The organism is Candidatus Formimonas warabiya (assembly GCF_002777255.1).
Taxonomy (GTDB): Bacteria; Bacillota; Dehalobacteriia; order Dehalobacteriales; family Dehalobacteriaceae; genus Formimonas; species Formimonas warabiya.
In genome coordinates, this window is sequence record NZ_CP017634.1 from 5,864,612 (window position 1) to 5,891,123 (window position 26,512).

Below are 26,512 nucleotides of genomic sequence, written 5' to 3' on the forward strand. Positions count from 1 at the left end.
AGAATTACAAAAAACAATTAAGAAAAAGATGTAAACAAAATTAAGGGAGGAATTAATTATGGCAAATTTTGAAGCATTAAACCAAAGTGTGATATCCGGAAAAGAAGCACAGGTAAAAGAACAGACTAAAGCAATGGTAGAGGCAGGAGTCAGCCCCCTTGAAATCATCAACCTGGGATTAATCGCTGGGATGAACGTTGTGGGTGCCCGTTTCAAAAATGGAGACATGTTCGTACCGGAAGTACTCATGTCCGCTAAATCTATGGCAGCCGGAATCGAAATCGTTAAGCCTTTAATCGCTGATAAAGATATGCCCAGCAAAGGAAAAATCCTTTTAGGCACCGTTAAAGGCGACCTCCATGACATTGGCAAGAACCTGGTTGGTATGATGTTGGAAAGCGGCGGCTTTAAAGTAATTAACTTAGGGATTGATATCGCTCCGGAAAAATTCCTGGCTGCTATTAAAGAACATAATCCGGAAATTGTTGCCATGTCCGCTCTGCTCACCACCACCATGCTGCACATGAAAGATACCATTGAATTAATCAAAGAAGAAGGCATAAAAGTAAAATGTATCGTTGGGGGAGCTCCTATTTCCCAAGACTTTGCTGATGAAATCGGTGCTGACGGATTTGCTCCGGACGCAGCTTCTGCTGTAGAACTGTGCTTAAAACTGCTTCAGGTATAAATGGTTTTTAAGTAAAATTATTGCTGACATTTAATGTTTTTGTAAAGGGGCTGACTATTGTTTTTAACAACTAACTTACCCCAGTAAAATAATTGTCTTGACAAGTGGGGGTATCATAAGATTTTGCAGAAGTAAAGACTTATGCGCCACAAAAAAGTTGATAAGCGAAGAGGTGAAATTACATGACCAAGATTAGTGATTTAAAAGGGTTTGCTTATCCTTCGCCACAAGGTGTTGCAGCGGTTGTGGGAGACCTGCCATGGCATTTCGGTACCGAGCATTTAGGAATCCTTTTTAAAACAGATCCCGATGTGGTTGCGTCTTATCTTCCGGAACCACTTGAACCTGGGGAACACCCAGATGTGGTCTTTATTGAATTTGGAAAGTGGTTCTCTCTGTGGGAGAGTCAATTAGACATGATGTTTATCAACCCAGAACGCACCTGGTATCAAGAGACGGTTATTTGGGTTAGCTCTTCGTTTAAAGGTGAGCAGGGAAAAACATGTATTCAAACATGGGTGGATAAGGATTTCAGCATGGCAAGAGGCATGTTTATGGGTTTTAACAAAAAGTTTGGACAGACATATAAAACTGACCCCAGACCTGTAAACCCTAAAATGGCACCATTAGGAATAGGATCGAAAATGAGGGGTTGGACTTGTGCCCATGGGGAACGTCTCATGGAGGGAACTCTTAAAATTACCAAAAAAATACCCTATGCAGAGTTACCCAGTCCGATTTTATTGCCATTATTCAATATTAGATATTTCCCAAGTATCGTAAAAAATGCCCCTCCGTCTGTCTGCGAACTAGTGAAGATGCATATGGAGGATTCCCGCAACGGTGAAGACGTTTGGGCGGGCGAAGGCGATATAAAATTTTTCCCGTCGGAAATTGAAGAATTTACTCGATTAGCCCCTAAGGAAGTTATTGGTGCTTATTACTATACGAACGGTTGTACCATCACGGGCGGGGAAATTCTTCATAATTGGTTAACTGAATAGAAGGATTAAAGTCGATGTTTTCATCAACCAGAATTGAGGTTCAGTGCTTTTTAGGGTAAATGTTCATGAGAGAAGCTTTCTTGGTTTTATTTGGTCTGGAATCTATATATTATCGATTTTGAGGCTTCTTTTGTATTTTCTTCACTTATTGAGTGAAAGCTTATAAATCTTGGAACCCATTCATTAAAAGTGTTCAGGTTATTGTTTTAAGATGGTGTCTAAGGATCAAGATCTTTAAATAAGGCATGTAAGTTTACTTAACTTCAGCCAAAATAAATGCCCAGAGGGGATGCAGGGGGGAGGCTAAGGTGCAGGGGTAAAACGTTTTAGAAAGTAAAAAAGAGGAGGGTAAACATGTATAAAAGACTTAGCGTTTTGTTGGTTATTGTCTTGGCAGCAGGTTTAATGTTGTCCGCTTGCGGAACAAAAGAACCGGCGGAAGAGCAGACTGGGCAGACGGAGCAGACGGAGCAGACTAAATATGGTGGTACTCTGCGGAATGCGTATTTTGCACCCACCAACATGGACCCGGCTTTTTATTCCACCGTTCCTGACGAACACATAGGACGGCAGATCTATGATTTTTTGGTGTTTATTGACGAGAAAAGCCAACCTGATTTGACGCGCAGTTTGGCAGAGAAATGGGGCGCGGACGAGACTGGGAAGGTTTGGACATTCAACCTGCGCAAGGGCGTTAAATTCCATGATGGCAAGGAATTTACCTCAAAGGATGTAAAGTTTACCTTTGACCGTCTGCGTGATCCCAAGGTGGGTGCGGCTACGGTACAAATCTACTCAAACATCGTGGATATCTCAGCAACCGACGACTATACCGTGGTGTTCACATTGAAGAATCCCAACCCCGATTTTCTGAAGGATTTGGCTGACTATCATGCTGTAGTTGTGGACGCCGACAACAAAGATTTTAAAACGAATTTTAACGGCACAGGTCCTTTTATGGTCGAGAGCTATATTCCTGAAGACCGCATCACCTTTAAGAAGAATCCCAACTATTGGATGAAAGACGCGGACGGTAACCCGCTTCCCTATTTGGACGGTATGGAGTTTCTCTTTTTGAGTGATCCCTCCGCACAGATCGAAGCGCTCAGGAGCGGCCAGGTGGATTACCTCTTCTATCTGCCTGCCGAGGCTGTGCCGACCCTGGAGGGGAACCCGGACGTTGTGGTCTATCAGAGTCCGTCCAATTTAACCTATGTCATTCATATGCGGTGCGATCAGGGTCCGGCCAAAGACGCCCGTGTGCGCCAGGCCCTTAAGTTAGGCACCGACCGTAAAGCCATCATGGACGGCGCCATTGGCGGTTTGGGCGTAACGGGCCGGGATACGCCTATTGGTCCGAGTTACAGTGAGTTTTATCTTGACGTGCCCGAGCCTCAGCGGGATGTGGCAAAAGCGAAACAACTTTTGGCTGATGCCGGCTACGCCAATGGCCTTAAGATCACCCTGTATACCCAGGAAGCATCTCCCGTACCTGCGATTGCCACAATCTGGAAGGAACAGATGGCTGAGATTGGCGTTGATGTAGAGATCCAGATGGTCCCCTCAGAAGTATATTATGGTTCCGACAACATGTGGCTGAATGTAGACTTTGGCATCACGGATTGGGGCTCCAGAGCATATCCTCAGCCCTATCTGGACCTGGCCTATGTGAGCAGCGCTCAATGGAACGAAAGCCACTGGTCCGATGCGGAGCTGGACAAATTGGCCGCAGAGGCGGCCAAAGAAATGGATCCGGCCAAGCGTGTCGACTTATACCATCAAATCCAGCAGATCTTTATGGACCGCGGTCCGATTATTTTACCCTTCTTCAAAAACAACATGTGGGCCGCAAGTGCTAAACTGAAAGGACTCCAGCCTACCGCTTATGTGGGCACAGCCCTGGATCTGCGTACCGTCTATTTTGAGAAGTAAGAACTTGCTTTAAAGCAGTCGTGCAAGTGTAAACAGAATGCCCCTTTGTTAATCATGTAAAGGGGACCTAAGAAAAGGTTTTGGCGGGTACCCGGTACTCGCCAAACCTCCTTCTTGGGCATATCTGTAGGAGGTAGCGAATGGCACAGATGGAAACGATCCCAAAACAGAAGTTATCCAAGCCTTCCAAGTTATTCCTTGTGGGAAAATGGTTACGGCGTCATCCCACAACCTTCATTGGCATTGCCATTGTCTTATTCTTTCTCTTATTGGCCGTTATTGGCCCGTATATTGCCCCCTACAGTTTTTCCGCGCAAAGTCTGGGGGAAAAGCTGCAGCCACCTTCAGAAAAGCATTTTTTCGGGACAGATCAATTTGGTCGTGACATTTATAGCCGCATCCTGGTGGGCAGTCGCGACGTATTTATGGTAGCAGGGTTAGGAACCGTGTTAGCGGTTTTTCTCGGCTTGTTAGTGGGTCTCTTTTCCGGTTATCGGGGGGGGATGATAGATGAAATTGTCATGCGCTGTATGGATGTGATCTTATCTATTCCCGCCTTGCTTTTGGCCATGGTGATCCTGTTTTCCCTGGGACCATCCCGGGTCAACGTGATCCTGGTGGTGGGCTTTCTGTATATTCCCATGGTAGCGCGGGTGGTACGCAGCGTGGTGTTAGATCTCAAGACAAGACAATTCATTGAAGCGGCCAAGCTCAGAGGTGAGAGCAGCGCCTATATTTTGTTTAAGGAGATCCTGCCCAACGTACTGCCGTATCTCGCGGTGGAAGCCTCGATGCGTTTTTCTTATGCTATTTTTTTGGTTGCCTCGCTGGGTTTTCTAGGGTTGGGCGTGCAGCCACCGCGTCCTGACTGGGGATTGATGGTGGGTGAGGCGCGGCAATGGTTTCATCAGGCGCGCTGGGTATTGTATTTCCCGGCCGGCACCATTGCCTTGTTGGTAGTGGGTGTAGGCTTTATGAGTGATGGACTGCGTAATATGCTACTACCGGGTGGGGTGAGCGATGATTAATAAAACAATACAGGAAAAAGACATGCAAGTTAAAAATACAGCCGTCCTTCAAGTACAGGATTTAACAGTAACATATGACACGAAAGCGGGACCGCTGGACACAGTGAGAAATATTTCTCTCAAGATTCATGCCGGAGAAATTTACGGGTTGGTTGGTGAGTCCGGATCGGGTAAATCAACCCTGGCGAGGGGTATTGTACGCTACCTGCCTTCAAACGGCCGGATCAGCAGTGGTACGGTGCTGCTATCCGATATGGATCTGATGAAACTGCCTGCCGCCGAAATGAGGCGGATTTGGGGCGCTAAGATTACCATGGTGCACCAGGACCCGGGAGCAGCGGTTAATCCCTCTCTGCCCGTGGGCGAGCAGATTGCGGAAGTTGCCCGCGTACACCTGCACCTGTCCAAGGCAGAAGCCAGAGACAAGGCCGTGGACATGCTGACCAAAGTGCGCATGCCCGACCCGGAGTCGGTAATGAAGCGTTACGCGCATCAGTTAAGCGGCGGCATGCTGCAGCGTATATTGATTGCCACAGCCATGGTGACAAGCCCGCAACTGATCATCATGGACGAGCCAACCACAGCCCTGGACGTGACCACAGAAGCGGTCATCTTGGATTTGATCAACGAACTCATGAAAGATTTTAACACCTCGATCCTCTATATCACCCATAACCTGGGTGTCGTAGCCCGGATGTGTGACCGGGTAGGGGTCATGTATGCCGGGGAATTAATGGAAGAAGGCACCATCCGCCAGGTCTTTAAAAACAAACTCCATCCCTACACCCGTGGGCTGCTGGGCTGTGTGCCCCGGATCGAAGCCAGCAAACGTGACGTCAGCTTAAGTTCCATCCCCGGTTTTATCCCGCGGCCGGATCAACTGCCCACCGGCTGTATCTTTGCCCCCCGGTGCAGTTTAGCCGAGGAGGCGTGCCAGGTCTGCCGTCCCCCCAGGGTAGAAGCAGGGACAGAGCATTTCACGGCCTGCCGCCGGTGGGAAGAACTGCAGCTGAAACCAGAGCTATTTATGAATGGCCAGCAAAGCAGGGAAGGGTCAGAGCGAAAAGAAGGTCCTTTGGTACTCGAGGCACGCAATATGAAGAAGTATTTTCCGGTTTCAGGAGGATTATCTTCTCTTTGGCGGCGGGGGCCAACAGATGTAAAAGCTGTGGACGACATATCCATTCGGGTACGGGGCGGTTTTACCATGGGAATCGTAGGCGAGAGCGGCTGTGGCAAGACCACCTTTGCCCGCTGTATTAGCGGACTTGAAGAGGCAACCTCCGGCGAGATCATGCTGGAAGGGCAGCGTCTGCCCAAGGCCCTGCTAAAAAGATTGCCCTCTCAGCTGAAAAAAATTCAAATGGTATTCCAGAACCCGGATGCGTCCCTGAATCCCCAACACCCCGTGGGAGAGAGTGTGGCCCGTCCGCTGATTTTGTTAGGTAAATTATCCCCAAAAGAAGTTCAAGAACGATTACTTGAACTCTTTAGGGCAGTTAACCTTCCTGAGGATTATATGCGCCGGTTACCCCACGAATTGAGCGGTGGTGAAAAACAGCGCGTAGCGATCGCCCGGGCTTTTGCGTCGGACCCCACGCTGATGATTTGTGACGAGCCCATCGCTTCTTTAGACGTATCTGTGCAGGCGGCCTTAATGAACATGTTGGTAAAACTGCAGGAGTCCAAGGGAACGTCCTATTTATTCATCTCACATGATTTGGCGGCAGTACGCTATCTATCTGATTGGATCGCGGTAGTATATCTGGGCCGACTTTGGGAAGTGGGTTCGGCGGAAGATGTATTTATGCCGCCCTGTCACCCCTATACGGAGGCGCTGCTTTCCGCCATTCCGATTCCGGATCCCGATTTACAGCAAGAACGGATTCGCTTGCTGGGCAGCGTACCCAGCGCGGTCAACATCCCGCCCGGGTGCCGTTTTCACACCCGCTGTCCCCGAAAACTGGGCAAAATCTGCGAAGAGCAAGAGCCATCCTGGCAGGAGGTAAACGAATTCCACAGCATCTGCTGCCACATACCGCTGGATGAATTAAAAATTCTGCAAGGTGCGGGAAGTATCCGGCAGGCAGATAATCCAGGGGAGGTGAGCAGATGTTAATCTATATATTACGCCGTCTCGGTTTCATAATTCTAACCATGTTCCTGGCTTCCCTGATCATCTTCTCCGTAACCCAGCTGCTGCCGGGGGATGTGGCCCAGGTAGTGCTGGGACAGTTTGCGACTCAAACAGCGCTAGACAACTTGCGGGAAGAACTAGGCCTTAACCTTCCCCTTCATACCCAGTACTTAAATTGGATCACCCACTTCGTGCAAGGAGACTGGGGCAATTCACTGACCAGCCGGATGCCGGTACGCCCCATGATCATGGCCAGACTGTACAACTCGGCCATGTTGGCGGGTGTGGCGCTCGTAATCTATGTGCCGCTGGGGATACTGCTGGGCGTCATCGCGGCTTTACACCGCAACAAATTACTAGATAAAATCATTTCCGGAGTATCCATGGCCTTTGTGGGACTGCCCGAGTTTGTCACCGGTCTCTTGCTGATCACCTTTTTGGCCATAGGGCTGGGGTGGTTTCCGGGTAATTCGTCAATTAATCCGGAGTCCACATTCCGGGAAGCCTTTTATTACCTGATCCTGCCGGCGATCACCGTCAGTCTGACCAGCCTTGGATATGTAGCGCGCATGACTCGTTCCGGGACGATAGATGTACTCAGGACCGACTATGTGCGGGCGGCCTATCTCAAAGGCTTATCCCGGGGGCACGTGCTGATCCGGCATGTTTTACGCAACGCACTTTTACCCACCGTTACGGTTGTCGCCATGGGAATCGGTTGGCTGCTGGGAGGCCTGATTGTCACCGAATCGGTATTCGGCTATCCGGGAATGGGGCGGTTGCTGGTATACGCCATCCAGCGGCGTGACCTGCCTTTGATTCAAGCCGGCAGTATGATTATTGTCATGATCTATTCCCTTTCCAACCTGGGGGCAGATATTCTATATAGCTATTTGAATCCCCGCATTCGCGTCAGAAAGTAATAGATGAATCAGATAACCTGGGGGTTACACTGACCGGTAGATGGCACCGGTGCGCCGGATTGCTGCCGGGTATGCGGCAGAGACATGGCGAGGCGATCTGCAACCATATTCCTTCATCAGCGCCGGGCATCAGTGCCCGGCGCTGCTTTCGCCAATGCATGTGCGAATGTCTCCCATTGATTAGCAAAAAAAATTAGCATGCAAAAAATAATTGCGTAAGTAAGCAACTTCTGAATTCAACGAGTTTAGGCAAAAAAAATTTGCATGAAGGAAAAATAGGCAAGCATAAAGAATGAAATATACGGCATTTTGATATTGGTATGCATTTTGCATAGTAGTATGAAGGGTGCTTCTTAAGATACAATAAGGGTACATACTAATTTTTCATAGACAAAAAGAAGGATTAAGAATGAACATGAATCATAATTATTGTGACAGTATCAAAACCACTTTTCTAACAGATGAAAAGAAAAAAGCCATCCATGAAGCAACATTAGATCTTTTGGAAAATTGCGGCGTAACAATGGAAAGCAAACAGGCAAAAGAACTTCTCTATTCTTTTGGGGCCCAGGTTACTTCCCAGGATATTGTGAAAATTCCCTGTCATCTGGTTGAAAGAGCGCTAAATAGCACGATGCCAAAAATCGTCATCTATGACCGGGATGGAAATCCCGCGATGGAAGTGGGGGGGACAAATCTTTACTTTGGGTCGAATTCAGAAGATCTCGAGATGATGGAACCTTTTACGGGAAAAACAAGAAAATTTTTAATTCAGGATCGATTGCTGCTGACCCGTGTCATTGATGCCTTACCAAACATGGATTTTGCCATGTGTGGAGGAATAGCGGCGGATGAAAATCCTGCCATAGCGGACCGGACATCTTTTACGGGTACTGCTGTTTTTACCAAAAAACCCCTTGTTTTTTCTGCTGCGGAAGGGCTTGATACATGCAAGGAGATTATTCAAGCTGCGGAAATAATTGCCGGAGGGGAAAAAGAACTTTCAGACAAACCGTTTATTATGAATCTATCTGACCCGCTATCGCCGTTAAGAAATACCAATCGTAGCTTAAACAATCTGATCACATGTGCAGAAAAGAAAATTCCTGTGATTTACATGCCTTACCTGCTGGTGGGAGGTACGGCCCCTGTTACGATGATGGGAGCTTTAATCCAGAGTAATGCGGAGGTGTTAAGTGGATTAGTTGTATCACAGTTGATGCGAGAAGGAACTCCTTTTATTTACGGTTCTATGCCGGCCCCTTTTGACATGAGGACTACCATCGGTACCTTTGGCAGCCCGGAGTTTCATATCATGGTAGCTGCAGCTGCGGATATGGCCCAATACTACAGGTTGCCCTTTTTTGGAACTGCGGGAACAACGGATGCTTTTGTGGTTGATGAACAAGCAGTAATGGAAGCAACCATGTCGGTGATGATGACTTGTTTGAGTAAAGCAAATTTAGCCCATGATGTAGGTTTAATGTACCACTGCAATATCATTTCACCCTATTTAATTGTTTTATGTAATGAAATTATTAATATGGTCAGGCCCATGCGCAGAGGGATCAAGATGGATGAAGAACAAATGGCCCTTGGTTTAATTACTAAAGTGGGTCCGGGAGGCCAATACATCACAGAAGAGCATACATTTAAGTTTTTTAGGGATTTTTGGTATCCGGAACTGTTGGACAGAAGTATGTTTGGTGGCGGTAAATCTTTAAAAGATAAGATTAATGATAAACTGAAAACAATTATTGAATCCCATGAACTACCTGTCTTAGGAGACGACAAGCTGAAGGAATTAAAGAAATTGGAAAACAGGTGGCGTAGTTAAAGGAGGATGATAGTATGATTCATCAAAGCAGAGATTATGGCATTACAAGAGTTAGATCGAAGGCAAATAATAAAAGTCATGGTATGGGTCTGGGCGTTATTTTATTTGATGATGATCCGCCGGCTTTTCCGGGAGATGTTAGAAATCCCAGTGCATTTCCCTACCCAATTCAGTATGAAATCGCGGAAGGTGTAAATAATGAAACTTTAGTTTTTGGGACAGATATTGAATTATGCCGGAAATCTGTAATCAAGGCCGCTAAGAAGCTGGAGAAAATGGGCTGCAGGGCGATAGTTGGTGAATGCGGGTATTTTTCTCTTTTTCAAAAAGATGTAACTCCTGTTGTGAATGTTCCTGTGTTTATGTCTAGCTTATTACAGGTTCCTTTTATTCAGCAAATAATTAGCCCTGATAAAACTGTAGCTATTGCAGTTGCGCTCAAATGGTGTTTTACTAATGAACATTTAACAAATATAGGCATTGATCCGAATAGTAATATAAAAATATTTGGTGTAGAAGATGAATATGCTTGCCCGGAATTTACAAATTTATGGGATCATAGCAAACGACCTAAAGTCCCTACAGCAAATTATGAGACGGCAGAAAGGGATTTTGTCTTTGCTTGTAAGGATATTGTGGAGAAGAATCCTGATGTGGGCGCTTTAATGCTGGAATGTTCGGGTTTTCCAACTTTTGGGCGGGCTGTGCAGCGAGAAATCGATTTACCTGTATTTGATTGGAGTACATTGATGGATTATGCTTATTCTGTTGTTGCGCATAGAGACTTTTATGGTCATGTTTAAAGGTCATAACTCGGAAACATACACTTATAACGCAACGGTAGAAAAAATTTCGTTTGTAGAAATTTTTTCTTACCTCTGCGCGTTTCAACGAAGCGGGGGATATGCCCACCGCTTGTTCGCAAATCGGAACCCCCACCTACGCTAAAGCTTAGAGGTGGGGGACATCCCAGCGAAGTTATATTTAATAATGAGTGATAATTTTAACCATTTTCTTTTGAGAAATATGCAGCTATTTATCATTGAAGCTATTTATTGAAAGAAGGGGTAGTATTGGTAAAAATTAATCTTAAACAAAAGACTACAAAATTATTCCAGGTAAAAAACCAAATTGCAAAAATAACATTTAGGAAAACATTTGGAACAAAGATTGTGCTTGGCTTTTCTTTAATATTATTTTTACTGGCTTTAACAGGTGTTATTTCGATTGTACTGTCTAATTCAATCGGTCATGATATTGGTAGAATTAATAATACAAATGAAATATTGACAATAGAAAAGGACATCGAAAGTCATTTGTTCAAAGCCGATGCCGGGATTCGTGGATATATTGCCTACAACGAAAACACATATTATGGAACTTATCTTAGCGAAATTAATAAGGTACTTAATATGGAGAAAAAGCTATTAGATATTTCTCCAGACGATAAAAGATCAGAAATCCAAGAAATAATCGATCTAACGAATCAATATCAACGAAAAATTACTAATGACCTAATCGTTACCATTAAAGCCCAACAAATTACTGATGATATGGAATCCTTGTTGAAAGCTAGAGAAAGAACAACAAGTGTAGCTGCAACATTAGTACCTATAAGGGATCATCTTACAGAAAAATTGGAGAGCCTAGTTGGAAATAATACAACAAATTTTCAGAAGTTAATAAATACAACACAAAATTATGTTGGTCAAGTAATTTATATTTCTATTTTTTTGGTGATTATTTCTATTGCGATCGGGATAGTAATTAGTATATTTTTGTCAAAATCAATTAAAAAGCCTGTTTCAGAAATGATAAGCGGTGCTAAACGATTAGCCCAGGGCGATTTTACTCAAAAAATTAAGGTCCTATCTTCGGATGAGATAGGAGTCCTGACTAATACTTTAAATGAAATGTCATGCCAGCTGAAAACACTTATTTCTTCCGTGGCGGATAATGCTCAGACTCTTGCAGCGCATAGCGAGGAATTAGCTGCCTCTACAGAAGAAGTAAGCGGAAGCATGGAGGAAATTTCCGCCACTACAAATGAAGTCGCCATTGTGGCAGAAACCAGTTTGGAAAAAACTACCACTACCTTGATGGAATCAAAAGAAGCTGTAAAAGCAGCGACGTCAGGTAATGAAATGATCAAAAAGACTGTAGAAAAAATAAATTCCATTTCGGAATCTACCCAAAAAGTAAACAATTCTATTAGAAATCTTGGAGATATTTCATCACAAATCGGAAACATTACTGAAATTATTACAGGAATTGCTGATCAGACCAATCTCTTAGCATTAAATGCGGCTATTGAAGCCGCTAGAGCAGGTGAACAAGGACGTGGTTTTGCTGTTGTAGCCGAAGAGGTACGTAAGCTTGCCGAACAATCTGCCAATGCCACTAAAGAAATAAGCCAACTGACTAACCAAATTCGATTAGGTGTAGCAGATGCTATAAAATCCATTGAACGGAGTGCTTTGGATGTTACGGAAGGGGTGACACTGGTAAGGGATACGGGTTTAGCCTTTGAAAATATTAACCATTCAATTAACCGAAATATTGAGCTTATTGAGGAGATTACGCAAAGCATTAAGCAGACTAGTGAAGGCGCGGATCAATTATCTGCAAATAACGAACAAATCTCAACGACAATCCAACAGGTGGCAAGCTCAACTAACCAATTAGCGGATATTGCAAATAAGCTACAAATTGCTATTACCCAATTCCAAATCTAGCAGATAGCATTTTAAGAACCTATGATAAAAGAAAGAAAATTTTTAATTCAGGACCGCATGTTACTGGTCATGTTTAATTTGCCTATTTCAGCTGTGCCATCCTGATCCTTTTTTCACTTCCGCAAAGAAAATTAGCATGCAAAAATAATTTGCATGCGTAAAAATCTTTAGGATAAAATAATCTGTCCATAAACGCAAATAAATTTTGCTGAAGGGAAATTTGAAATATTTTAAACCCCTTGAACGGGCTGCATTTAAATGTTGGTATGCATTTTGCATAGTATTATTCGCGGATGCTTCTTAAATAGAACCAATAGTTAAGAAAAGAAAGGGGGGTGAAGATGGGGACAACATTATTTGACAGATTGCATCCCTTGAGTACCCAGGATTTGGATTTAATCCATGAAAAAACGCTGGAAATTTTGGCTCATACCGGTATGTGGTTTGAATCCGATCGGGCGAGGGAAGTCCTGAAACACCATGGTCTGCGCGTGGACGGAGAGATTGTATATTTCACGAGGCAGGTTATTGAAGATGCCCTGAAAAGTATTCCTGCAAAATTTTTGTTACGGGCACGAAATCCTCGGCATAATCTGGAAATAGGAGGGGATAGCTTTGCTTTCGGGCCTAGTGGGGGTGCTCCTTATATATTGGACTATGATGGATCATTAAGGTTTGCAAAAAAAGGGGATTATTTTAATTCCCTGAAGCTGATTCAAATGCTGGATGGATTAGATTTTAATCTGGAATTGGCAGCCGCCTCCGATATTCCCAGGGATCAACCCATGTGGAAAGTATTGTATGCCATTAAGTATACAGACAAGCCTGTTAATGATGTTGATTTGGGCGGGGGAGGCCTGTTAGCGATATTATTTGGTCTTGACCGAAAACAAATGAAAGAAGATGCTCGAAATGGGATGGTATACGGGCTAAACTTTATCAATCCGGTTTCTCCTCTAGGACTGTCTGAGTTGGAATCAGACCGATTGATGGAATTGTGTGAGTCAGGAGTCGCACTGGCGATCAGTCCGATGCCGATTGCGGGGATGACGGCACCCTGCACCATTCCAGGCCTGCTGATCTCCCAAAACTGTGAGATACTTGGGACACTGGTATTATCACAATTGATTAATCCGGGGTGCCCGGTGCTTTATGGGTGTATCGGCACAGTAGCGAATATGAAAAACGCCAGTGCACCAATTGGGACCCCCGAAACAAGAATCATCGAAATTGCGTCGGCGCAAATCGCACGTTATTATGGGTTGCCCACCCGGGGGAATGTTGGCCTGACGGATGCCAACAGTGTGGATTTTCAAGCCGGCGCGGAATCAGCTTTTCAATATATGAATGCGGTACGGGGCGGGCTTAATCTATTACCGGGACTGGGGGCGATGGGCAGTTGGAATATTGGATCTCTGGAAAAACTGGTTCTTGACGCGGAAATTGCGGCATATGTGAGACGTTTTTTCAGACCCGTAGAGTTTTCAGAAGAAATGATGGGTGCAGATTTAATTAAAAAAGTAGGCCCCCGGGGTCAGTTTGTCACCGAAGAACATACTTTCCGACATTTTCGGGACGAATTCTCTCAGCCTTTCGTATTTTCCCGGGTTTCTTATGATCTCTGGGAGAAAGAGGGGAAAAAAGAGGCATACTGCCGGGCTCATGAAAAAGTAAAGGAAATGATCGACCATTATCAACCGCCTGAGTTGGAAAAGTCCCTGGAGAAAGATTTAAATAAATATCTTCAACAATACTATAATTTATAATCAAGGAGAGATGAAAGCGCATGTATCTGGGAAAAACTTATCAAGAAACGGAAATAATGTACAATACGCTTACGCCGGCCCAAACGAGAGAGATTCACTCCAAAAGCTGCCGTATTCTGGAAGAGATCGGCATGGTTGTGCATCACGAAGAAGCTTTAAAACTGTTAAAAGATGCCGGGGCCTTTGTGGAAGAGGGAGATAAAGTTTTTATTCCGGCTTCCCTGGTGGAATGGGCGATCAGGAGAGCCCCGTCCAGATTTACCTTATATGATCGGGATGGAAATGCGGCTATGCATGTAGAAAACCGCAACGTATATTTCGGCACCGGATCCGATACGCCCCATTTAATTGAATACGGCACCCGGGAAAGACGCCGCTGGAAAAAGAAAGATGTAGAAAATGGCATTACCTTGTGCGACTACCTGGAACACATTGATTTTGTCATGTCGATGGGCTTGATCTCTGATGTCGATATCAGAATGAATACCAGGGAACAATACGCGGTGATGATCAGAAAATCAAAAAAACCTCAGATCGTGGTCTGCGATGATGTCAATGATTTAAGAGATGTGATCGACATGGCATCCGCGATCCGGGGCGGTTTGGAGCAGCTGCAGAAAAAGCCTTATTTTGCCGTATACACCGAACCTAGTTCTCCCCTGGTTAATTCTTTTGATGCCATCGATAAGCTGTTATTATGCGCGGAAACCAGAATGCCTGTGAACTATGCCGCCGGGGGCGTGTCCGGGGGGACGACGCCGGTTACCGCCGGAGGAACAATTCTATTGAATAATGCGGAATGTTTGCTGGGTTTGGTCATTCACCAGCTCAAGAGTCCGGGGGCTCCTTTCCTATTTGGTTACGGCAATGGACCCATGGATATGAGAACCATGCAATCCGTTTATGCTTCCCCTACCGAAATTCAAATCCAGGGCGGTTCCTGCGATATGGCCAGATTCTATGAGCTTCCTTCCTGGGGCGAGGCGGGCGACGGCGCTTCCAAGATCTGTGATGACCAGAGCACCATGGAAGCTTCCCAATTTATTTTGATGGCTGCCCTGCAGGGATGCAATATTACCCATGATGTGGGTTATATGGACTTCGGCCTGAGCATTTCTTTCGAACACTTAGTGATTTGTGATGAGATTATCGGTCGTACCAAAGCCACCGTGACAAAAGTGGAAACCAATGAGGATTATCTCGCTTTTGATGCCATTAAAAGAGTAGGCCATGGCGGAAACTACATGGGCGATGAACATACCTTTCAGCATTTGAGGGAAGACTGGAGCGGAGAACTGTCGGATTATAACGCCTATGATAATTGGAAGACCAAAGGAAGCACCACCATGGGTGAGCGGGCTCATCAGAAAGTGCAAAGAATTTTGGAAACCTACCGTCCCGAGCCCCTGCCGGAAAAAATAGATCAGGAAATTGAAGCTATTTTGGACCGGGCAAGAAAGGCCTTGAAGTAAATATTTGGAAATCCTTTGTTTTCACTTTTAACCCCAGCACTGGGATGTTAGACCCATGCAGGTTTGGCATCCGTATCGGTCGCCTGAGGCATCAGCCCCAGGCGACCACATCTCTTTCTACTTGCAAAAACAAAGATGGTTTCATTGTCATGGATGGCAGGAGAGGAGTGGGATTTTTGTATTTAACCGATGAAGAAAAAGCGATGCTGGCCGGAGAATATGGTGCGGGAACTGCTTTGGCGATGAAAATCCAGGTTGCGGTAGGAGAGTGCTTTGATGCTCCCCGCATGGTGGAAATAAGCAAGGCCCATGTTGCCCTGAGCAACCAGGAAGCGGACCTTTGGTTCGTGGAAAAATTGTTGAAAGCAGGTGCCAGGTGCAGGATTGCTCCCACCGTTAACCCTGGTTTTCATCTGGAATTTTGCCGGGAGCATTTGTCCATCTCGACTGAAGATGGAGAATTGATGGAAAGAACCAGAAAAGCCTATCAGGAAATAGGTGCCATCCTTACTTTTTCCTGTACCCCTTACTTAGAGGCAAATGTCCCCCGTTTCGGAGAAATTATTTCTTATTCTGAGACCAGTGCTACGGCCTATGTGAATTCTGTGATCGGGGCCAGAACGAACCGGGAGTCTGTGCAAAGCTCCTTGTGTGCCGCCATTACGGGGCGGGTTCCTGAATATGGCTACTTGCTGGAGGAAAACCGCACAGGAAATATTCTCGTCCAAGTTGAGGCGGACATCAAAAATGATTTTGATTATCAGCTCTTAGGCTATTGTGCGAAAAAGATTGGTTACGGCGTACCGGTTTTCGTTGGCCTCCCCGCGCATCCTTCTCAGGAAGCCTTAATGAATCTGGGCGCACAGCTCAACACCATCGGTGCCTATGCCATTTATCATGTTGTGGGGGTAACTCCGGAAGCGCAAACGATCGAGGATGCTTTCGGGGGGAAAGATCCTGCCCGCACGGTCGTGATTACGAACGAGGATTTGGCGGAAGTACACCAAAATATTTCGCATCCGGAGGGAAAAATCGCTTTTGCCATGTTTGGCTGTCCTCATTTCACCATCAACCAGGTCCGGGAAATCGCCCAGATGGTGCATGGAAAGAAACTGGCTGCCGAGATGTGGATTCTCACCTCCAGTTTGACGAAAGAGCTGGCCGACCGCATGGGACTGACAGAGACTATTGAAAACTCGGGAGGCCATATTCTGGATAATACCTGTATTGACCAACCCTGCTGGCATCACCTGGAGGGAAAAGTGGGAGTCACCGATTCGCCTAAATGTGCTTACTACACCAAAAGAAGAGGACTTGAATTTATCATCAGAGATCTCCGGTCTTGTGTGGATGCCGCATTAAAGGGGGAAGTGTCATGAAGGAAGAAAACATTACTTTTTCCTGTCATAAAATTTCGGAGGGAAAGGTCGAAGGTGAGGCTTTAATCTCCCAAGAGGATATTCTTTTTTATCTTTGCGATCCCAAAACGGGCCGGATCATCGAAAAGGGACACGATCTGGAAGGGCAAAGCGTGGCAGGCAAGATACTGGTTTTTCCGGCCGGGAAAGGCAGCTCTTCTGTCCAAGTGGACGGGTTGTACCAGCTTTTAACCAGAAATAACGCGCCGAAAGCCATGATCATTGAACGGCCGGATACGATTCTGGTCACCAGTGCCATCATTATGGAGATTCCTTTGGTGGACCGGGTAGAAGAAAAGTTTTACCGGACGGTGAAAAACGGAGACTACCTGCGGGTGGATGCCGATGCAGGGACCGTCATGATCGTGCCGCAAAGGAACCATTCCGGGCAGAAAGGAAATGCGTGATGAAACAGGCGATTTTTTCCTCGAAGGCACCTCAGCCGATGGGCGCATACTCTCCCGCTGTAAAGGTAGGCGACTGGATTTTTATCTCCGGCCAGGGTCCGGAAGATCCTGTGACCCACGAGGTGAAAGGTACTACCATTGAGGAACAAACCAAATATACGGTGGAAAATGTCCTGGCCATATTGGCGGAAGCGGGAGGCAAACCGGAAGATGTGGTTCAGGTCCATGTTTTTTTGCAGGATTTAAATGATTTTGCCCGGTTTAACCAGGTATACGCCCAGTACTTTCCGGATCCCAAACCGGCCCGGGCCACAGTGGGATGTAATCTGATCAACAATATCATGATTGAAATCGATGCCATTGCCTTTACCGGTTGACCAGCAGGGCAGAAGTGCGCATAATATAAGTGGGATGATGGAGGTGGGCATAGGTGAAAGAGAATTTTGATTATGTGGGCAGGAGTTATCCGATTCATGATGCCCTCGGTAAAGTAACCGGGGGATTAGTTTATGCCGGTGATATGAAATTTCCCGGTATGCTTCATGCCAAATTATTACTCAGCCCCATTGCCCATGGAATAATTAAAGAAATTGATACCCAAAAAGCAGAAGAACTTCCAGGGGTAGTAAAAGTTTTTTCTTATAAAAATTCTCCCAGCACTTCCTTTAGTCGATATAGGCTTTTACCTGAGCAAGAAAACTGTCCGGCAGATCAGGTGCTATTTCCCAGGAAAGTTCGCTATTATGGGGACTGGGTAGCTGTGGTTGTGGCGGAAGATGCGGACATTGCCCAGGAAGGGATCAAATTGATTGACGTGAAATATGAGGAACTGCCTGCTGTCACGGATTTATCGGATGCCTTAGAGAGTGAGACGAAGATTCATGAAACCGGAAACTTAATTCATCAATATGGATATACCATCGGTGATGGGGATCAGGATGGGGAAGATGCTGAAGGCAATCAGGTGATCTTGGAAAGTACCGTTCGTACGCCCAAAACCCATCATGCCACCATGGAAACACACGTTTGCGTAGCCCAGTATGATTTTTCCGGGAAAATTACTATCTGGTCTTCCTGCCAGGGGGCTTTTGCCGTGAGAACGATCGTTGCTGACTTTTTAGGCCTAAGCTACAACAAGGTCAGGGTGATTAAGACTCCCGTGGGCGGGTCATTTGGGGGAAAACAAGAAGCGATTTTGGAGCCTTTGGCCGCCTTTTTGGCGAAGGAAACCCGGTCTACGGTGATGTTGAAACTAAACCGGAAAGAATGCATCTTATCCACCATGACCAGGCCGGAAGTGGAAACCAGGTTGAGAACGACGTGTTCCCCAGATGGGAAACTGCTCAAATGTGATATTGACGCGGTTTTGGATGCCGGAGCTTATGCCACCAATGCCATGGATTACATTGGGGGTACCATGGGTAAAATTGCGAAACTATACCGAATACCCCACGTTAACTATCAGGCAAAATCTGTCTATACCAACTGTCCCGTTTCCGGAGCCATGAGAGGGTGGGGGTCACCGGAGTTTTTTACCGCCGTGGAAGTGCAGATGGATCAGATTGCGAAAAAGTTAAAAATGGATCCGGTGACATTTAGATTACAAAATTTGGTCCACCCCTATGATATGGATCCCGTAAGCAAAATATCTTTAGGAAATGCCGGGATTATTGAATGCCTGGAAAAAGGGGCCGCAGAGTTTGATTGGTATGGGAGATATCCTGGATCAAGCGGAACGGGAAGATTCCGCATTGGTGTAGGCTTTGCCTGCGCGGCTCATAAAACCAGTATGTATGGCGGCGGGCCGGAATTCAGCACCATGACGCTGAAAATGAATGAGGATGGCACATTTGTCTTAAATACGGCCGTCCAGGATTTGGGATGCGGATCCGTGCAGTCTTTAAGGATCATCGCCGGGGAAGCTCTCGGTATTGATCCGGAGCAGATTCTTGTTTTGGAAGCCGATACGGACAGCAGTCCCTATGATTTTGGCTCATACGGGACCAGAGTAACCTATGTTTGCGGCGTATGCACCTTAAAAGTGGCAAACCGGGTCAGGGATCAGATTTTGGATGTGGCTTCCCGGACCTTACAAGTGCCCAAACAATATTTAAAAATTCAAAATGGGCAAGTCTGCTATATGAAAGATAAGAAGCTGCACCTTAGTTTTAAGGAGATTGGCATCATTTCTAAAAATAAGTATCATCTGGATATTATCGCTACCGAAACCTATCATGGTGTTTCCAACCCGGGTGCCTATGGGGCGCATTTTGCCGAGGTCAAGGTGGATAGGTCAACCGGATTAGTAAAAGTCACCGATTATTTGGCTGTTCACGATATCGGACAGGTGATTAACCGCAGCATGTGTGAAGGCCAGGTACAGGGTGCGGTACAAATGGGAATCGGCTATGCCTTATGTGAAGAAATCGCTCTAAATGCGAGAGGACAGGTGATCAATGACAGCTTGAAAAATTATCATGTCATCAATGCCCCAGACATGCCAAAGGTCCGGGTGCTTTTGCTGGAACGGGGAGGAGATGACGGTCCCTTTGGCGCAAAAGGGATAGGCGAAGTGGCCGTAGTTCCTGTGGCTGCAGCCGTGGTAAATGCCGTCAATCATGCTCTGGGGACAGATTTGTCCCTTCTTCCCTTGACGCCGAAAAAAATCGTGATGGCGATCAGGTAAGGGTAATTATCTGGCAAAGGGTGAGGAGATATGCAGATTACATTTCATGTAAACGGAAAATTGTACAAGATTGATGTAGATCCGAGAAAAAGACTGATTGATATTCTGAGAGATAACTTAAACTTAACCGGGACCAAGGAAGGATGCGGTGAAGGAGAGTGTGGTTCTTGCACCGTAATTTTAGACGGCAAAGCAGTGAATTCCTGCCTGGTTCTTGCCGCCCAGGTGAGAGATAAAGAAGTGATTACAGTGGAAGGGCTGGCCCAAAACGGCGTGCTGGATCCCCTGCAAAAGTCATTTATAGGTCATGGAGCAGTGCAGTGCGGGTATTGTACTCCGGGTATGCTGATGTCGGCAAAAGCTTTATTGATGAAAAACCCTCATCCTACGGAAAAGGAAATCACGGATGCTATCGCAGGGAATCTATGCCGGTGTACGGGTTATAACAAAATCATTGCCGCCATTAAAAATGTGGCGGAAGAGCATGGGGATAACGGAAAATAATTTAATTATTTTAGATATGGGTAGGGAGCAGAGATGCGTTCTCTGCTTTTTTATTTGCTATTTTAGGAACTAAAATAAGATAGAGGAATATACTAGAAATTGTAGTGCTAAAAATATATACTTTTTATGTAATGCATTTGTTTTTTTTCGTATAAATAGGAAAAACAATCTGAAGGAGAGGTTTCCATGTCAAACGAGAAAACAAAACATATGAAGAAACTAACCGTAATAATGGTGCTGATGGCAGTTATTCTGCTTAGCCGTACTTTCGCCTTTGCCGAAACCGGAGTTCTGAAGAGAAGCGATGTAGAGGATCAGTATAAGTGGAACCTGGAGGACATTTACCAGGACCAGGAGGCGGTGAAGGCCGACCTGAGCAAGCTGAAAAATAAGTACATACCTGAAATGAAGAAATTTAACGGAAAACTTACCAGTGGGGACAGCCTGCTGAAATGCCTCCAATTGAGAGATGACATGATGAGACTGATGGATAAGCTTTATGTTTATGCCCATATGAAATCTGATGAAAATATGGCGGATAATGCCGCCTCCGAACTGAGCTCCCAAACGGATGCTTTATACGCGGAAGTTTTGACAGCCACCGCTTTTATCGGCTCTGAGCTGCTTACCTATCCGGAGAATACCATCAAAGAATATATGAGTCAGCCCGCACTTCAGGATTATAAGCTGTTTCTGGACGCATTATTAAAACAAAAGGCCCATACCCTTTCCCGTCCTGAAGAAGAGCTCTTGGCCGCCCTGGCCGATTTCTCAGGCTCCCCGTCAAGTATCTATGACAAATTGAGGGTAGCCGATATGACATATCCCGAAATACTGGATGAAAACGGCGCCAAGGTCCAGCTATCCCCAGGTATTTATGCCGCTGCCCTGGAGAGTAAAAACAGGGATTATCGAAAAAGAGCTTTTGAAGGGACCTTCAGTTCCTTTGCAGAAAATAAAAATACTTTTGCCGCCTTAATTGAAGGGGAGGTTAAAAAGAATATTTTCTTTGCCAAAGCAAGAAAATACGATTCTGCTCTTGAGGCGTCCCTCACGTCGGAGTTCATCCCTGTTCAGGTTTACGACAACCTGGTCAAGGCAGTAAACGACAATACGGGATACTTGCACAAATACGTGGATCTAAGAAAAAAGGTACTGGGCCTGGACAAGGTGCATATATATGATATGTATGTTCCCCTGGTTAAGGATTATGAGATAAAAATACCCTATGAGGAAGCGAAAAAAATGCTTCTGGAAGGATTGAAGCCCCTGGGTGATGATTATATCCGCGACCTGCAAAAAGGTTTTGACAGCCGGTGGATTGATGTTTATGAAACGGAGAACAAGGCCACCGGAGGTTATCAATGGGGCGCCTATGATACCCACCCCTATGTATTGCTGAACCAGAACGATTCTGCAGATGCCATGCTGACCCTGGCTCATGAAATGGGACATGCGCTAAATCATTACTATACCTGTTCCACACAAAAATATACCAACAGCGGGATACCCATCTTTACGGCAGAAGTAGCTTCCACCACAAATGAGATTTTGATGCTGAAGTATTTGATCGCCCATGCCCAAAACGATGATGAGAAGCTTTATTTCATCAATAGTCTGGTTGAACTGATCAGAGGCAATGTATATACCCAGGTGATGTATGCCGAATTTGAAAAGACCATTCATGAAAGGGTAGAAAAAGGAGGGGCCCTTTCTGCGGAAACTTTGCGCGGAATTTGGAAATCCCTCATGGTCAAATATTATGGGGAAAATTTTGAGGCAGACGAACTTGCGGATATGTGGTGGGCCAGAGTGCCCCATTTCTATATGGATTTCTATGTCTACAAATATGCTACCGCTATTTCCGCTGCCAACGAAATGGTGGAAAATATGACCGGCACAGAGGGAGATACTGCTTCTGCTAAGGCAAAATACCTGGAATTTTTGAAAGCCGGAAGCAGTGATTACCCCATCGAGGTCTTAAAGGCGGCCAATGTGGATATGACATCCACCAGGCCGGTCGACGACCTTTTAGCAGAGTTTGGGAAACTGGTGGATGAAATGGAAAGAATTATGGAAAAAAAGAATGGAAAATGAATATACCTAAAAAAAGAGAATACTGGTTTGAAAAAATGAAAGGAACTTGTCTGAAATAGAGGAATTTAATAGAAATTGTGGAATTTTTCACAGAAAAGATTTTTTCCCCTGTCCTGGGAACAGATGTGAGATGTGGAGTGATCTGAATGGAGGCTAAAAAAACGGCTTTGAAACCGTCAAACCTCATTTATGGCCTTGAGGAGATGCCGCCTTGGGGAGCCATGTTTTTCCTTGGGCTCCAACATGTCTTTGTGATGTCTATCGGCATTGTGTTTCCGGTAGTTGTTTTGCGTGCCATAGGCGGGTCTCCGGAAGCGACACAGGCTATTGTAAGCCTGTCCATGATTGCAGGCGGACTGGGCACGATTTTTCAATCTTTGCGCAAAGGTCCTGTAGGTTCGGGCTACTTGTGCCCGGAAGGGCCGGATCCTTCATTTCTGGCTGCTTCTATTCTTGCTGCCCGTTTGGGCGGCGTGCAGCTTCTTTTTGGTATGACGGTGGTGGCCGGATTGTTTGAAGTATTTTTGTCCCGGATTATTTACCGGGTACGATTTCTTTTTCCTTCCGAAGTAACAGGAGTTATTGTCGCCATGGTAGGTATTTCTGTGATTCCCTTAGCAGTGAGCAATTTTATGGGAATCGGCGGTACGGATCTGATTACCAGCAGCGGGGAACTTATGGTGGCCCTAATTACCTTGATGGCGATGATCGGCATGAATGTGTGGGGTAAAGGACAGATAAGAATGTACTCCGTGTTGATCGGCATGATTGTTGGTTATTTCAGTGCCATGGTGCTGGGCGTGTTGACGGAAACTGAGCTGGTCCAGGTTTCCCAGGCCGCTGTATTTTCGATTCCTTTTCCCAAAGTGTGGGGTTTTTCTTTTCGGCCGGATCTGGTTTTGCCTTTTTTTATTGCGGTCATTTGTTCTACGCTGAAGAATGTAGGGGATATTACTACCTGCCAGAAAATAAATGATGCGAATTGGAAACGGCCTGACTGGACTTCCATCCGGGGAGGAATTTTTGCCGATGGGCTTGCGGCTACCGTAGGAGGTTTTATCGGCGGCATGGGGCAAGCATCCTACTCGGCAAATATTGGGCTGTCGGTGGCTGTAGGAGCGACCAGCCGGCGTATTGCCTGGGCGGCAGGGGGGATTTTTATTTTCCTGGCGTTTTTTCCGAAACTGGCCGCTGTATTTACGATCATTCCCCGGCCGGTGATGGGTGCGGCCCTGATCTTTGCAGTGAGCTTTATGATATTGGCAGGAATCCAAATTATCGTTTCGCGCCTGATTGATACCCGGAAAACCTTCATTGTGGGGATATCCCTGATCCTTGGGCTTAGTGCCATGGTTCCCGGTATCTATGCGATTGTTCCCGACTGGCTGGAACCGGTTTTTGATTCTCCTCTTTCCCTCGCTACGGTCTCGGTGGTTGTGCTGAACCTTATTTTGCGCATCGGGGTAAAAAAACATCAGTCGATTCAACTGGAACCGGGAGTATCCAACTATGAAGAAATCTTAAACTTTATGGAAAAACAGGGCGCCGCCTGGGGAGCCCGGCGGGAGGTTGTGCACCGGGCGGTAATGGCGATCAATGAATCCCTGGAAACAATCCATAATTTTGGGTTGTCCCAAGGAAAGGCCATCGTCCAAGTGAGCTTTGATGAAATGAATCTGGATGTGGAACTCAATTATGAAGGCATTCTGATGGAGATTCCTTCCGCACGCCCCAGCCCGGAAGAATTGTTTGCCGATGACCAGGCTTTTGCCAAATTAGCTGGTTTTTTGGTCCGGCGGTATGTGGACGGTGTGCATGCCCAAATGAAGAATGACAGGTGTTACGTTAAGCTGCATTTGGATCATTAAGGCATAGGCTGTGATCCGTGAAGAGGATCCCGGGCATAAAAATAAGCATGGCACATACATTTTTTACATGAAGGGGGTTTCTTCTTGGGGAAAGAGCAGGAGGCTTTTCGGGTGAGAACGATGACACGAAAAGATGTGGATTTGGCTGTAGAGTGGGCGGCCGCGGAGGGGTGGAACCCGGGATACCATGATGCCGAGTGTTTTTATGCGGCAGATCCCCAGGGATTTTTTCTGGGAGAATGGGACGGGCAGCCTGTGGGATGTATTTCTGCCGTTTCCTATGGGCCGGCATATGGTTTTTTAGGTTTTTATATCGTGAAACCGGAGTACCGGGGCAAGGGATTAGGACTTAAACTGTGGCAAACGGCGCTGCACTACCTGAAAGGACGTACCATCGGTTTAGACGGGGTATTGGCCCAGCAGGATAATTATGCCGACTCCGGCTTCCAACTGGCGTACCGCAATATTCGTTTTTCCGGCCGGTGCGGCGACTTTCAGACAGGAAAAGTTTCCGACCTGACACAGGTTCCTTTTGCCGATGTGGTGGAATATGACCGCAAAATGTTCGGCGTTCCCCGGCCCCGCTTTTTACAGGCCTGGATCGGGCAGCCGGGAAGTTCATCCCGGGCAGTTTTGGCGCAGGGAAAATTAGCCGGTTATGGGGTCCTGCGCCCATGCGCTCAGGGCTATAAAATCGGGCCCCTTTTTGCCGAGGATGAAGAGACGGCGGATCAATTATTTTGTGCGTTAGCTGCTCGTGTCCCCGGAGCCGATGTTGTTCTTGATGTTCCTGAGCTTAACATACCCGCTGTAAATCTAGCGGAGCGGTATCATCTTCAGCCGGTTTTTGAAACGGCCAGAATGTATTACGGGCAACCGCCCCTTTTGCCCCTGCACAAGATTTTTGGGGTGACAAGTTTTGAACTGGGATAAAAGCTGTATCTTTGCACCAATAATGCTCTGAAGATGAGCAAGGAATGGGAAAATCTTAGATTATATAGATGAGGCAAGAGGTGTTTGCAATGGAACAAAACGATGAAGTGCAGAAACAACAGGATCTATCCGACCAAAAGGCGGATACCGCCAAGTATGGTTTTATCCTCGGACTGTTAATCAATGGGACCGCTCTTTTTGCCGCGGTGCTGGCGAATTCTTTAGTCGCTGTGTCCGATATCATCAACGGGTTAACCGAAACCCTGTCCATTTTTTTAACTTGGTTAGCCATGAAAAGGGTGGCAAAAGGGAATGTGCATCAGTATAATTACGGTCAAGGGAAGATGGAGAACCTGGCCAGCCTAGGTATTGTCCTAGCCTTATTGTTTTCTTTTACGCTGATTTGTATCAATGCGGTTGCCCGATTGCAGCATCCTAGCATGGTTAATCTGTCCGGTGTGATGCTCTATCTTGTGATGGCCCTGATTGCTTTGGCAACAAATGTTTTTTTCTGGTTTCGGGCCTACCATTTGGCCACTATTGCCTCGTCCCCGGGAATTGAGGCCCAGTGGCGCCTTTTTCGGGTAAAAGCGATTTCAAATGCTTTTGTTTTCGTTTCCCTTGGGCTTAATGTTGTTTTCCACTCCTATTCTTGGGTCGGGTATCTTGATCCGGCATTTTCCTTGGTCGTGGCGTCGATGATTCTGGTTTCCGCATACAAAATTTTTACGAAATCTATTTATGACTTATTGGATGGCGCTTTGGAAGAGAACGTTCAACTCATCATTATGCGGGAACTGGCGGCCCACTTTGACGAGTATCAGGACTTTCACGGGGTGCGCTCCCGCCGGGTGGGCAGCAGGGTCTTTATTGAACTGTTTTTACAATTTGATCCGGAGCGTACCATGAGAGAGGTGCAGGACAGCATAGATACAATCAGAAGAAGTATGGAAAAAAGTATCAAAAGCAGCCAGGTGATCATTATGCCATCAACTTCCCGGATTGCCTAAGCCGGTTTTTTGGTCCTGGGGAAAATGATGGCCGGTGCCATGCTCCCTCAGGGACATTTGCCGGTAG

At 46.1% G+C, this 26,512-nt stretch carries 21 protein-coding genes; 20 read left to right on the plus strand and 1 reads right to left on the minus strand.

Annotation, left to right across the window (positions count from 1 at the left end; genetic code table 11):
- Positions 1 to 58 precede the first annotated feature (58 nt).
- The 6 genes from DCMF_RS26405 to DCMF_RS26430 all read left to right on the plus strand — a co-directional run bounded on the left by DCMF_RS26405 (position 59) and on the right by DCMF_RS26430 (position 7,712).
- On the plus strand, positions 59 to 688 hold the full coding sequence (locus DCMF_RS26405) for a cobalamin B12-binding domain-containing protein (protein WP_148137209.1): 630 nt from the start codon (positions 59 to 61) through the stop codon (positions 686 to 688).
- A gap of 182 nt (positions 689 to 870) precedes the next feature.
- On the plus strand, positions 871 to 1,692 hold the full coding sequence (locus DCMF_RS26410; RefSeq protein WP_148137210.1) for an acetoacetate decarboxylase family protein: 822 nt from the start codon (positions 871 to 873) through the stop codon (positions 1,690 to 1,692).
- A gap of 354 nt (positions 1,693 to 2,046) precedes the next feature.
- Positions 2,047 to 3,624 carry an ABC transporter substrate-binding protein gene (locus DCMF_RS26415; RefSeq protein WP_148137193.1) on the plus strand — a complete coding sequence of 526 codons (1,578 nt, stop codon included), beginning with the start codon at positions 2,047 to 2,049 and terminating at the stop codon, positions 3,622 to 3,624.
- 140 nt (positions 3,625 to 3,764) lie between these two features.
- Positions 3,765 to 4,652, plus strand: coding sequence for an ABC transporter permease (locus DCMF_RS26420; protein ID WP_148137194.1), 888 nt, complete (start codon positions 3,765 to 3,767; stop codon positions 4,650 to 4,652).
- Positions 4,645 to 6,771: an ABC transporter ATP-binding protein gene (locus DCMF_RS26425; protein ID WP_148137195.1), complete on the plus strand. Its 2,127-nt coding sequence runs from the start codon at positions 4,645 to 4,647 to the stop codon at positions 6,769 to 6,771. The genes DCMF_RS26420 and DCMF_RS26425 overlap by 8 nt, the downstream gene beginning before the upstream one ends.
- On the plus strand, positions 6,765 to 7,712 hold the full coding sequence (locus DCMF_RS26430; RefSeq protein WP_148137196.1) for an ABC transporter permease: 948 nt from the start codon (positions 6,765 to 6,767) through the stop codon (positions 7,710 to 7,712). The genes DCMF_RS26425 and DCMF_RS26430 overlap by 7 nt, the downstream gene beginning before the upstream one ends.
- On the opposite strand, the gene DCMF_RS29425 is transcribed toward DCMF_RS26430, so the two are convergent.
- Complete coding sequence (locus DCMF_RS29425; protein WP_214658931.1) at positions 7,702 to 7,872, minus strand: hypothetical protein; 171 nt, start codon at positions 7,870 to 7,872, stop codon at positions 7,702 to 7,704. The two genes, DCMF_RS26430 and DCMF_RS29425, sit on opposite strands and share 11 nt — an antisense overlap.
- 249 nt (positions 7,873 to 8,121) lie before the next feature.
- Here DCMF_RS29425 and DCMF_RS26435 point away from each other — a divergent pair, with 249 nt between their 5' ends.
- From DCMF_RS26435 to DCMF_RS26500, 14 genes are all read left to right on the plus strand, one after another.
- Positions 8,122 to 9,549: a trimethylamine methyltransferase family protein gene (locus DCMF_RS26435; RefSeq protein WP_148137211.1), complete on the plus strand. Its 1,428-nt coding sequence runs from the start codon at positions 8,122 to 8,124 to the stop codon at positions 9,547 to 9,549.
- A 14-nt stretch (positions 9,550 to 9,563) separates the two neighbouring features.
- Positions 9,564 to 10,352, plus strand: a complete 789-nt coding sequence (locus DCMF_RS26440) for an aspartate/glutamate racemase family protein (protein ID WP_148137212.1) — start codon at positions 9,564 to 9,566, stop codon at positions 10,350 to 10,352.
- Positions 10,353 to 10,622: 270 nt separating this feature from the next.
- Complete coding sequence (locus DCMF_RS26445) at positions 10,623 to 12,284, plus strand: methyl-accepting chemotaxis protein (protein ID WP_236860128.1); 1,662 nt, start codon at positions 10,623 to 10,625, stop codon at positions 12,282 to 12,284.
- A 341-nt stretch (positions 12,285 to 12,625) separates the two neighbouring features.
- A complete protein-coding gene (locus DCMF_RS26450; RefSeq protein WP_148137213.1) occupies positions 12,626 to 14,050 on the plus strand; it encodes a trimethylamine methyltransferase family protein in 1,425 nt (474 codons plus the stop codon).
- A gap of 20 nt (positions 14,051 to 14,070) precedes the next feature.
- Positions 14,071 to 15,522: a trimethylamine methyltransferase family protein gene (locus DCMF_RS26455; RefSeq protein ID WP_148137214.1), complete on the plus strand. Its 1,452-nt coding sequence runs from the start codon at positions 14,071 to 14,073 to the stop codon at positions 15,520 to 15,522.
- A gap of 167 nt (positions 15,523 to 15,689) precedes the next feature.
- A complete protein-coding gene (locus DCMF_RS26460; protein WP_418219612.1) occupies positions 15,690 to 16,901 on the plus strand; it encodes an aconitase X catalytic domain-containing protein in 1,212 nt (403 codons plus the stop codon).
- Positions 16,898 to 17,347 carry an aconitase X swivel domain-containing protein gene (locus tag DCMF_RS26465; protein ID WP_148137216.1) on the plus strand — a complete coding sequence of 150 codons (450 nt, stop codon included), beginning with the start codon at positions 16,898 to 16,900 and terminating at the stop codon, positions 17,345 to 17,347. The genes DCMF_RS26460 and DCMF_RS26465 overlap by 4 nt, the downstream gene beginning before the upstream one ends.
- Positions 17,347 to 17,724: a RidA family protein gene (locus DCMF_RS26470; RefSeq protein ID WP_148137217.1), complete on the plus strand. Its 378-nt coding sequence runs from the start codon at positions 17,347 to 17,349 to the stop codon at positions 17,722 to 17,724. Before DCMF_RS26465 ends, DCMF_RS26470 begins: the two co-directional genes overlap by 1 nt.
- Positions 17,725 to 17,777: 53 nt before the next feature.
- Positions 17,778 to 20,033, plus strand: a complete 2,256-nt coding sequence (locus DCMF_RS26475) for a xanthine dehydrogenase family protein molybdopterin-binding subunit (protein WP_148137218.1) — start codon at positions 17,778 to 17,780, stop codon at positions 20,031 to 20,033.
- Positions 20,034 to 20,063: 30 nt separating this feature from the next.
- The gene (locus DCMF_RS26480) at positions 20,064 to 20,537 is read left to right on the plus strand and encodes a (2Fe-2S)-binding protein (protein WP_148137219.1); all 474 of its coding nucleotides are present in this window, start codon (positions 20,064 to 20,066) and stop codon (positions 20,535 to 20,537) included.
- A gap of 186 nt (positions 20,538 to 20,723) precedes the next feature.
- Positions 20,724 to 22,634 carry an oligoendopeptidase F gene (gene pepF / locus DCMF_RS26485; protein WP_148137220.1) on the plus strand — a complete coding sequence of 637 codons (1,911 nt, stop codon included), beginning with the start codon at positions 20,724 to 20,726 and terminating at the stop codon, positions 22,632 to 22,634.
- Positions 22,635 to 22,780: 146 nt separating this feature from the next.
- Positions 22,781 to 24,502 carry a uracil-xanthine permease family protein gene (locus DCMF_RS26490; protein ID WP_148137221.1) on the plus strand — a complete coding sequence of 574 codons (1,722 nt, stop codon included), beginning with the start codon at positions 22,781 to 22,783 and terminating at the stop codon, positions 24,500 to 24,502.
- Between the two features lie 120 nt (positions 24,503 to 24,622).
- A complete protein-coding gene (locus DCMF_RS26495) occupies positions 24,623 to 25,435 on the plus strand; it encodes a GNAT family N-acetyltransferase (protein WP_148138090.1) in 813 nt (270 codons plus the stop codon).
- Positions 25,436 to 25,524: 89 nt separating this feature from the next.
- On the plus strand, positions 25,525 to 26,445 hold the full coding sequence (locus tag DCMF_RS26500; protein WP_214658933.1) for a cation diffusion facilitator family transporter: 921 nt from the start codon (positions 25,525 to 25,527) through the stop codon (positions 26,443 to 26,445).
- The last annotated feature ends 67 nt before the right edge of the window (positions 26,446 to 26,512 follow it).

Excerpts from the sequence above, each read along its gene's own strand:
- DCMF_RS26405 (WP_148137209.1), top strand. The coding sequence starts at position 59 with ATGGCAAATTTTGAAGCATTAAACCAAAGTGTGATATCCGGAAAAGAA.
- DCMF_RS26410 (WP_148137210.1), top strand. The coding sequence starts at position 871 with ATGACCAAGATTAGTGATTTAAAAGGGTTTGCTTATCCTTCGCCACAA.
- DCMF_RS26415 (WP_148137193.1), top strand. The coding sequence starts at position 2,047 with ATGTATAAAAGACTTAGCGTTTTGTTGGTTATTGTCTTGGCAGCAGGT.
- DCMF_RS26420 (WP_148137194.1), top strand. The coding sequence starts at position 3,765 with ATGGCACAGATGGAAACGATCCCAAAACAGAAGTTATCCAAGCCTTCC.
- DCMF_RS26425 (WP_148137195.1), top strand. The coding sequence starts at position 4,645 with ATGATTAATAAAACAATACAGGAAAAAGACATGCAAGTTAAAAATACA.
- DCMF_RS26430 (WP_148137196.1), top strand. The coding sequence starts at position 6,765 with ATGTTAATCTATATATTACGCCGTCTCGGTTTCATAATTCTAACCATG.
- DCMF_RS29425 (WP_214658931.1), bottom strand. The coding sequence starts at position 7,872 with ATGCATTGGCGAAAGCAGCGCCGGGCACTGATGCCCGGCGCTGATGAA.
- DCMF_RS26435 (WP_148137211.1), top strand. The coding sequence starts at position 8,122 with ATGAACATGAATCATAATTATTGTGACAGTATCAAAACCACTTTTCTA.
- DCMF_RS26440 (WP_148137212.1), top strand. The coding sequence starts at position 9,564 with ATGATTCATCAAAGCAGAGATTATGGCATTACAAGAGTTAGATCGAAG.
- DCMF_RS26450 (WP_148137213.1), top strand. The coding sequence starts at position 12,626 with ATGGGGACAACATTATTTGACAGATTGCATCCCTTGAGTACCCAGGAT.
- DCMF_RS26455 (WP_148137214.1), top strand. The coding sequence starts at position 14,071 with ATGTATCTGGGAAAAACTTATCAAGAAACGGAAATAATGTACAATACG.
- DCMF_RS26465 (WP_148137216.1), top strand. The coding sequence starts at position 16,898 with ATGAAGGAAGAAAACATTACTTTTTCCTGTCATAAAATTTCGGAGGGA.
- DCMF_RS26470 (WP_148137217.1), top strand. The coding sequence starts at position 17,347 with ATGAAACAGGCGATTTTTTCCTCGAAGGCACCTCAGCCGATGGGCGCA.
- DCMF_RS26480 (WP_148137219.1), top strand. The coding sequence starts at position 20,064 with ATGCAGATTACATTTCATGTAAACGGAAAATTGTACAAGATTGATGTA.
- pepF (WP_148137220.1), top strand. The coding sequence starts at position 20,724 with ATGTCAAACGAGAAAACAAAACATATGAAGAAACTAACCGTAATAATG.
- DCMF_RS26490 (WP_148137221.1), top strand. The coding sequence starts at position 22,781 with ATGGAGGCTAAAAAAACGGCTTTGAAACCGTCAAACCTCATTTATGGC.
- DCMF_RS26495 (WP_148138090.1), top strand. The coding sequence starts at position 24,623 with ATGACACGAAAAGATGTGGATTTGGCTGTAGAGTGGGCGGCCGCGGAG.
- DCMF_RS26500 (WP_214658933.1), top strand. The coding sequence starts at position 25,525 with ATGGAACAAAACGATGAAGTGCAGAAACAACAGGATCTATCCGACCAA.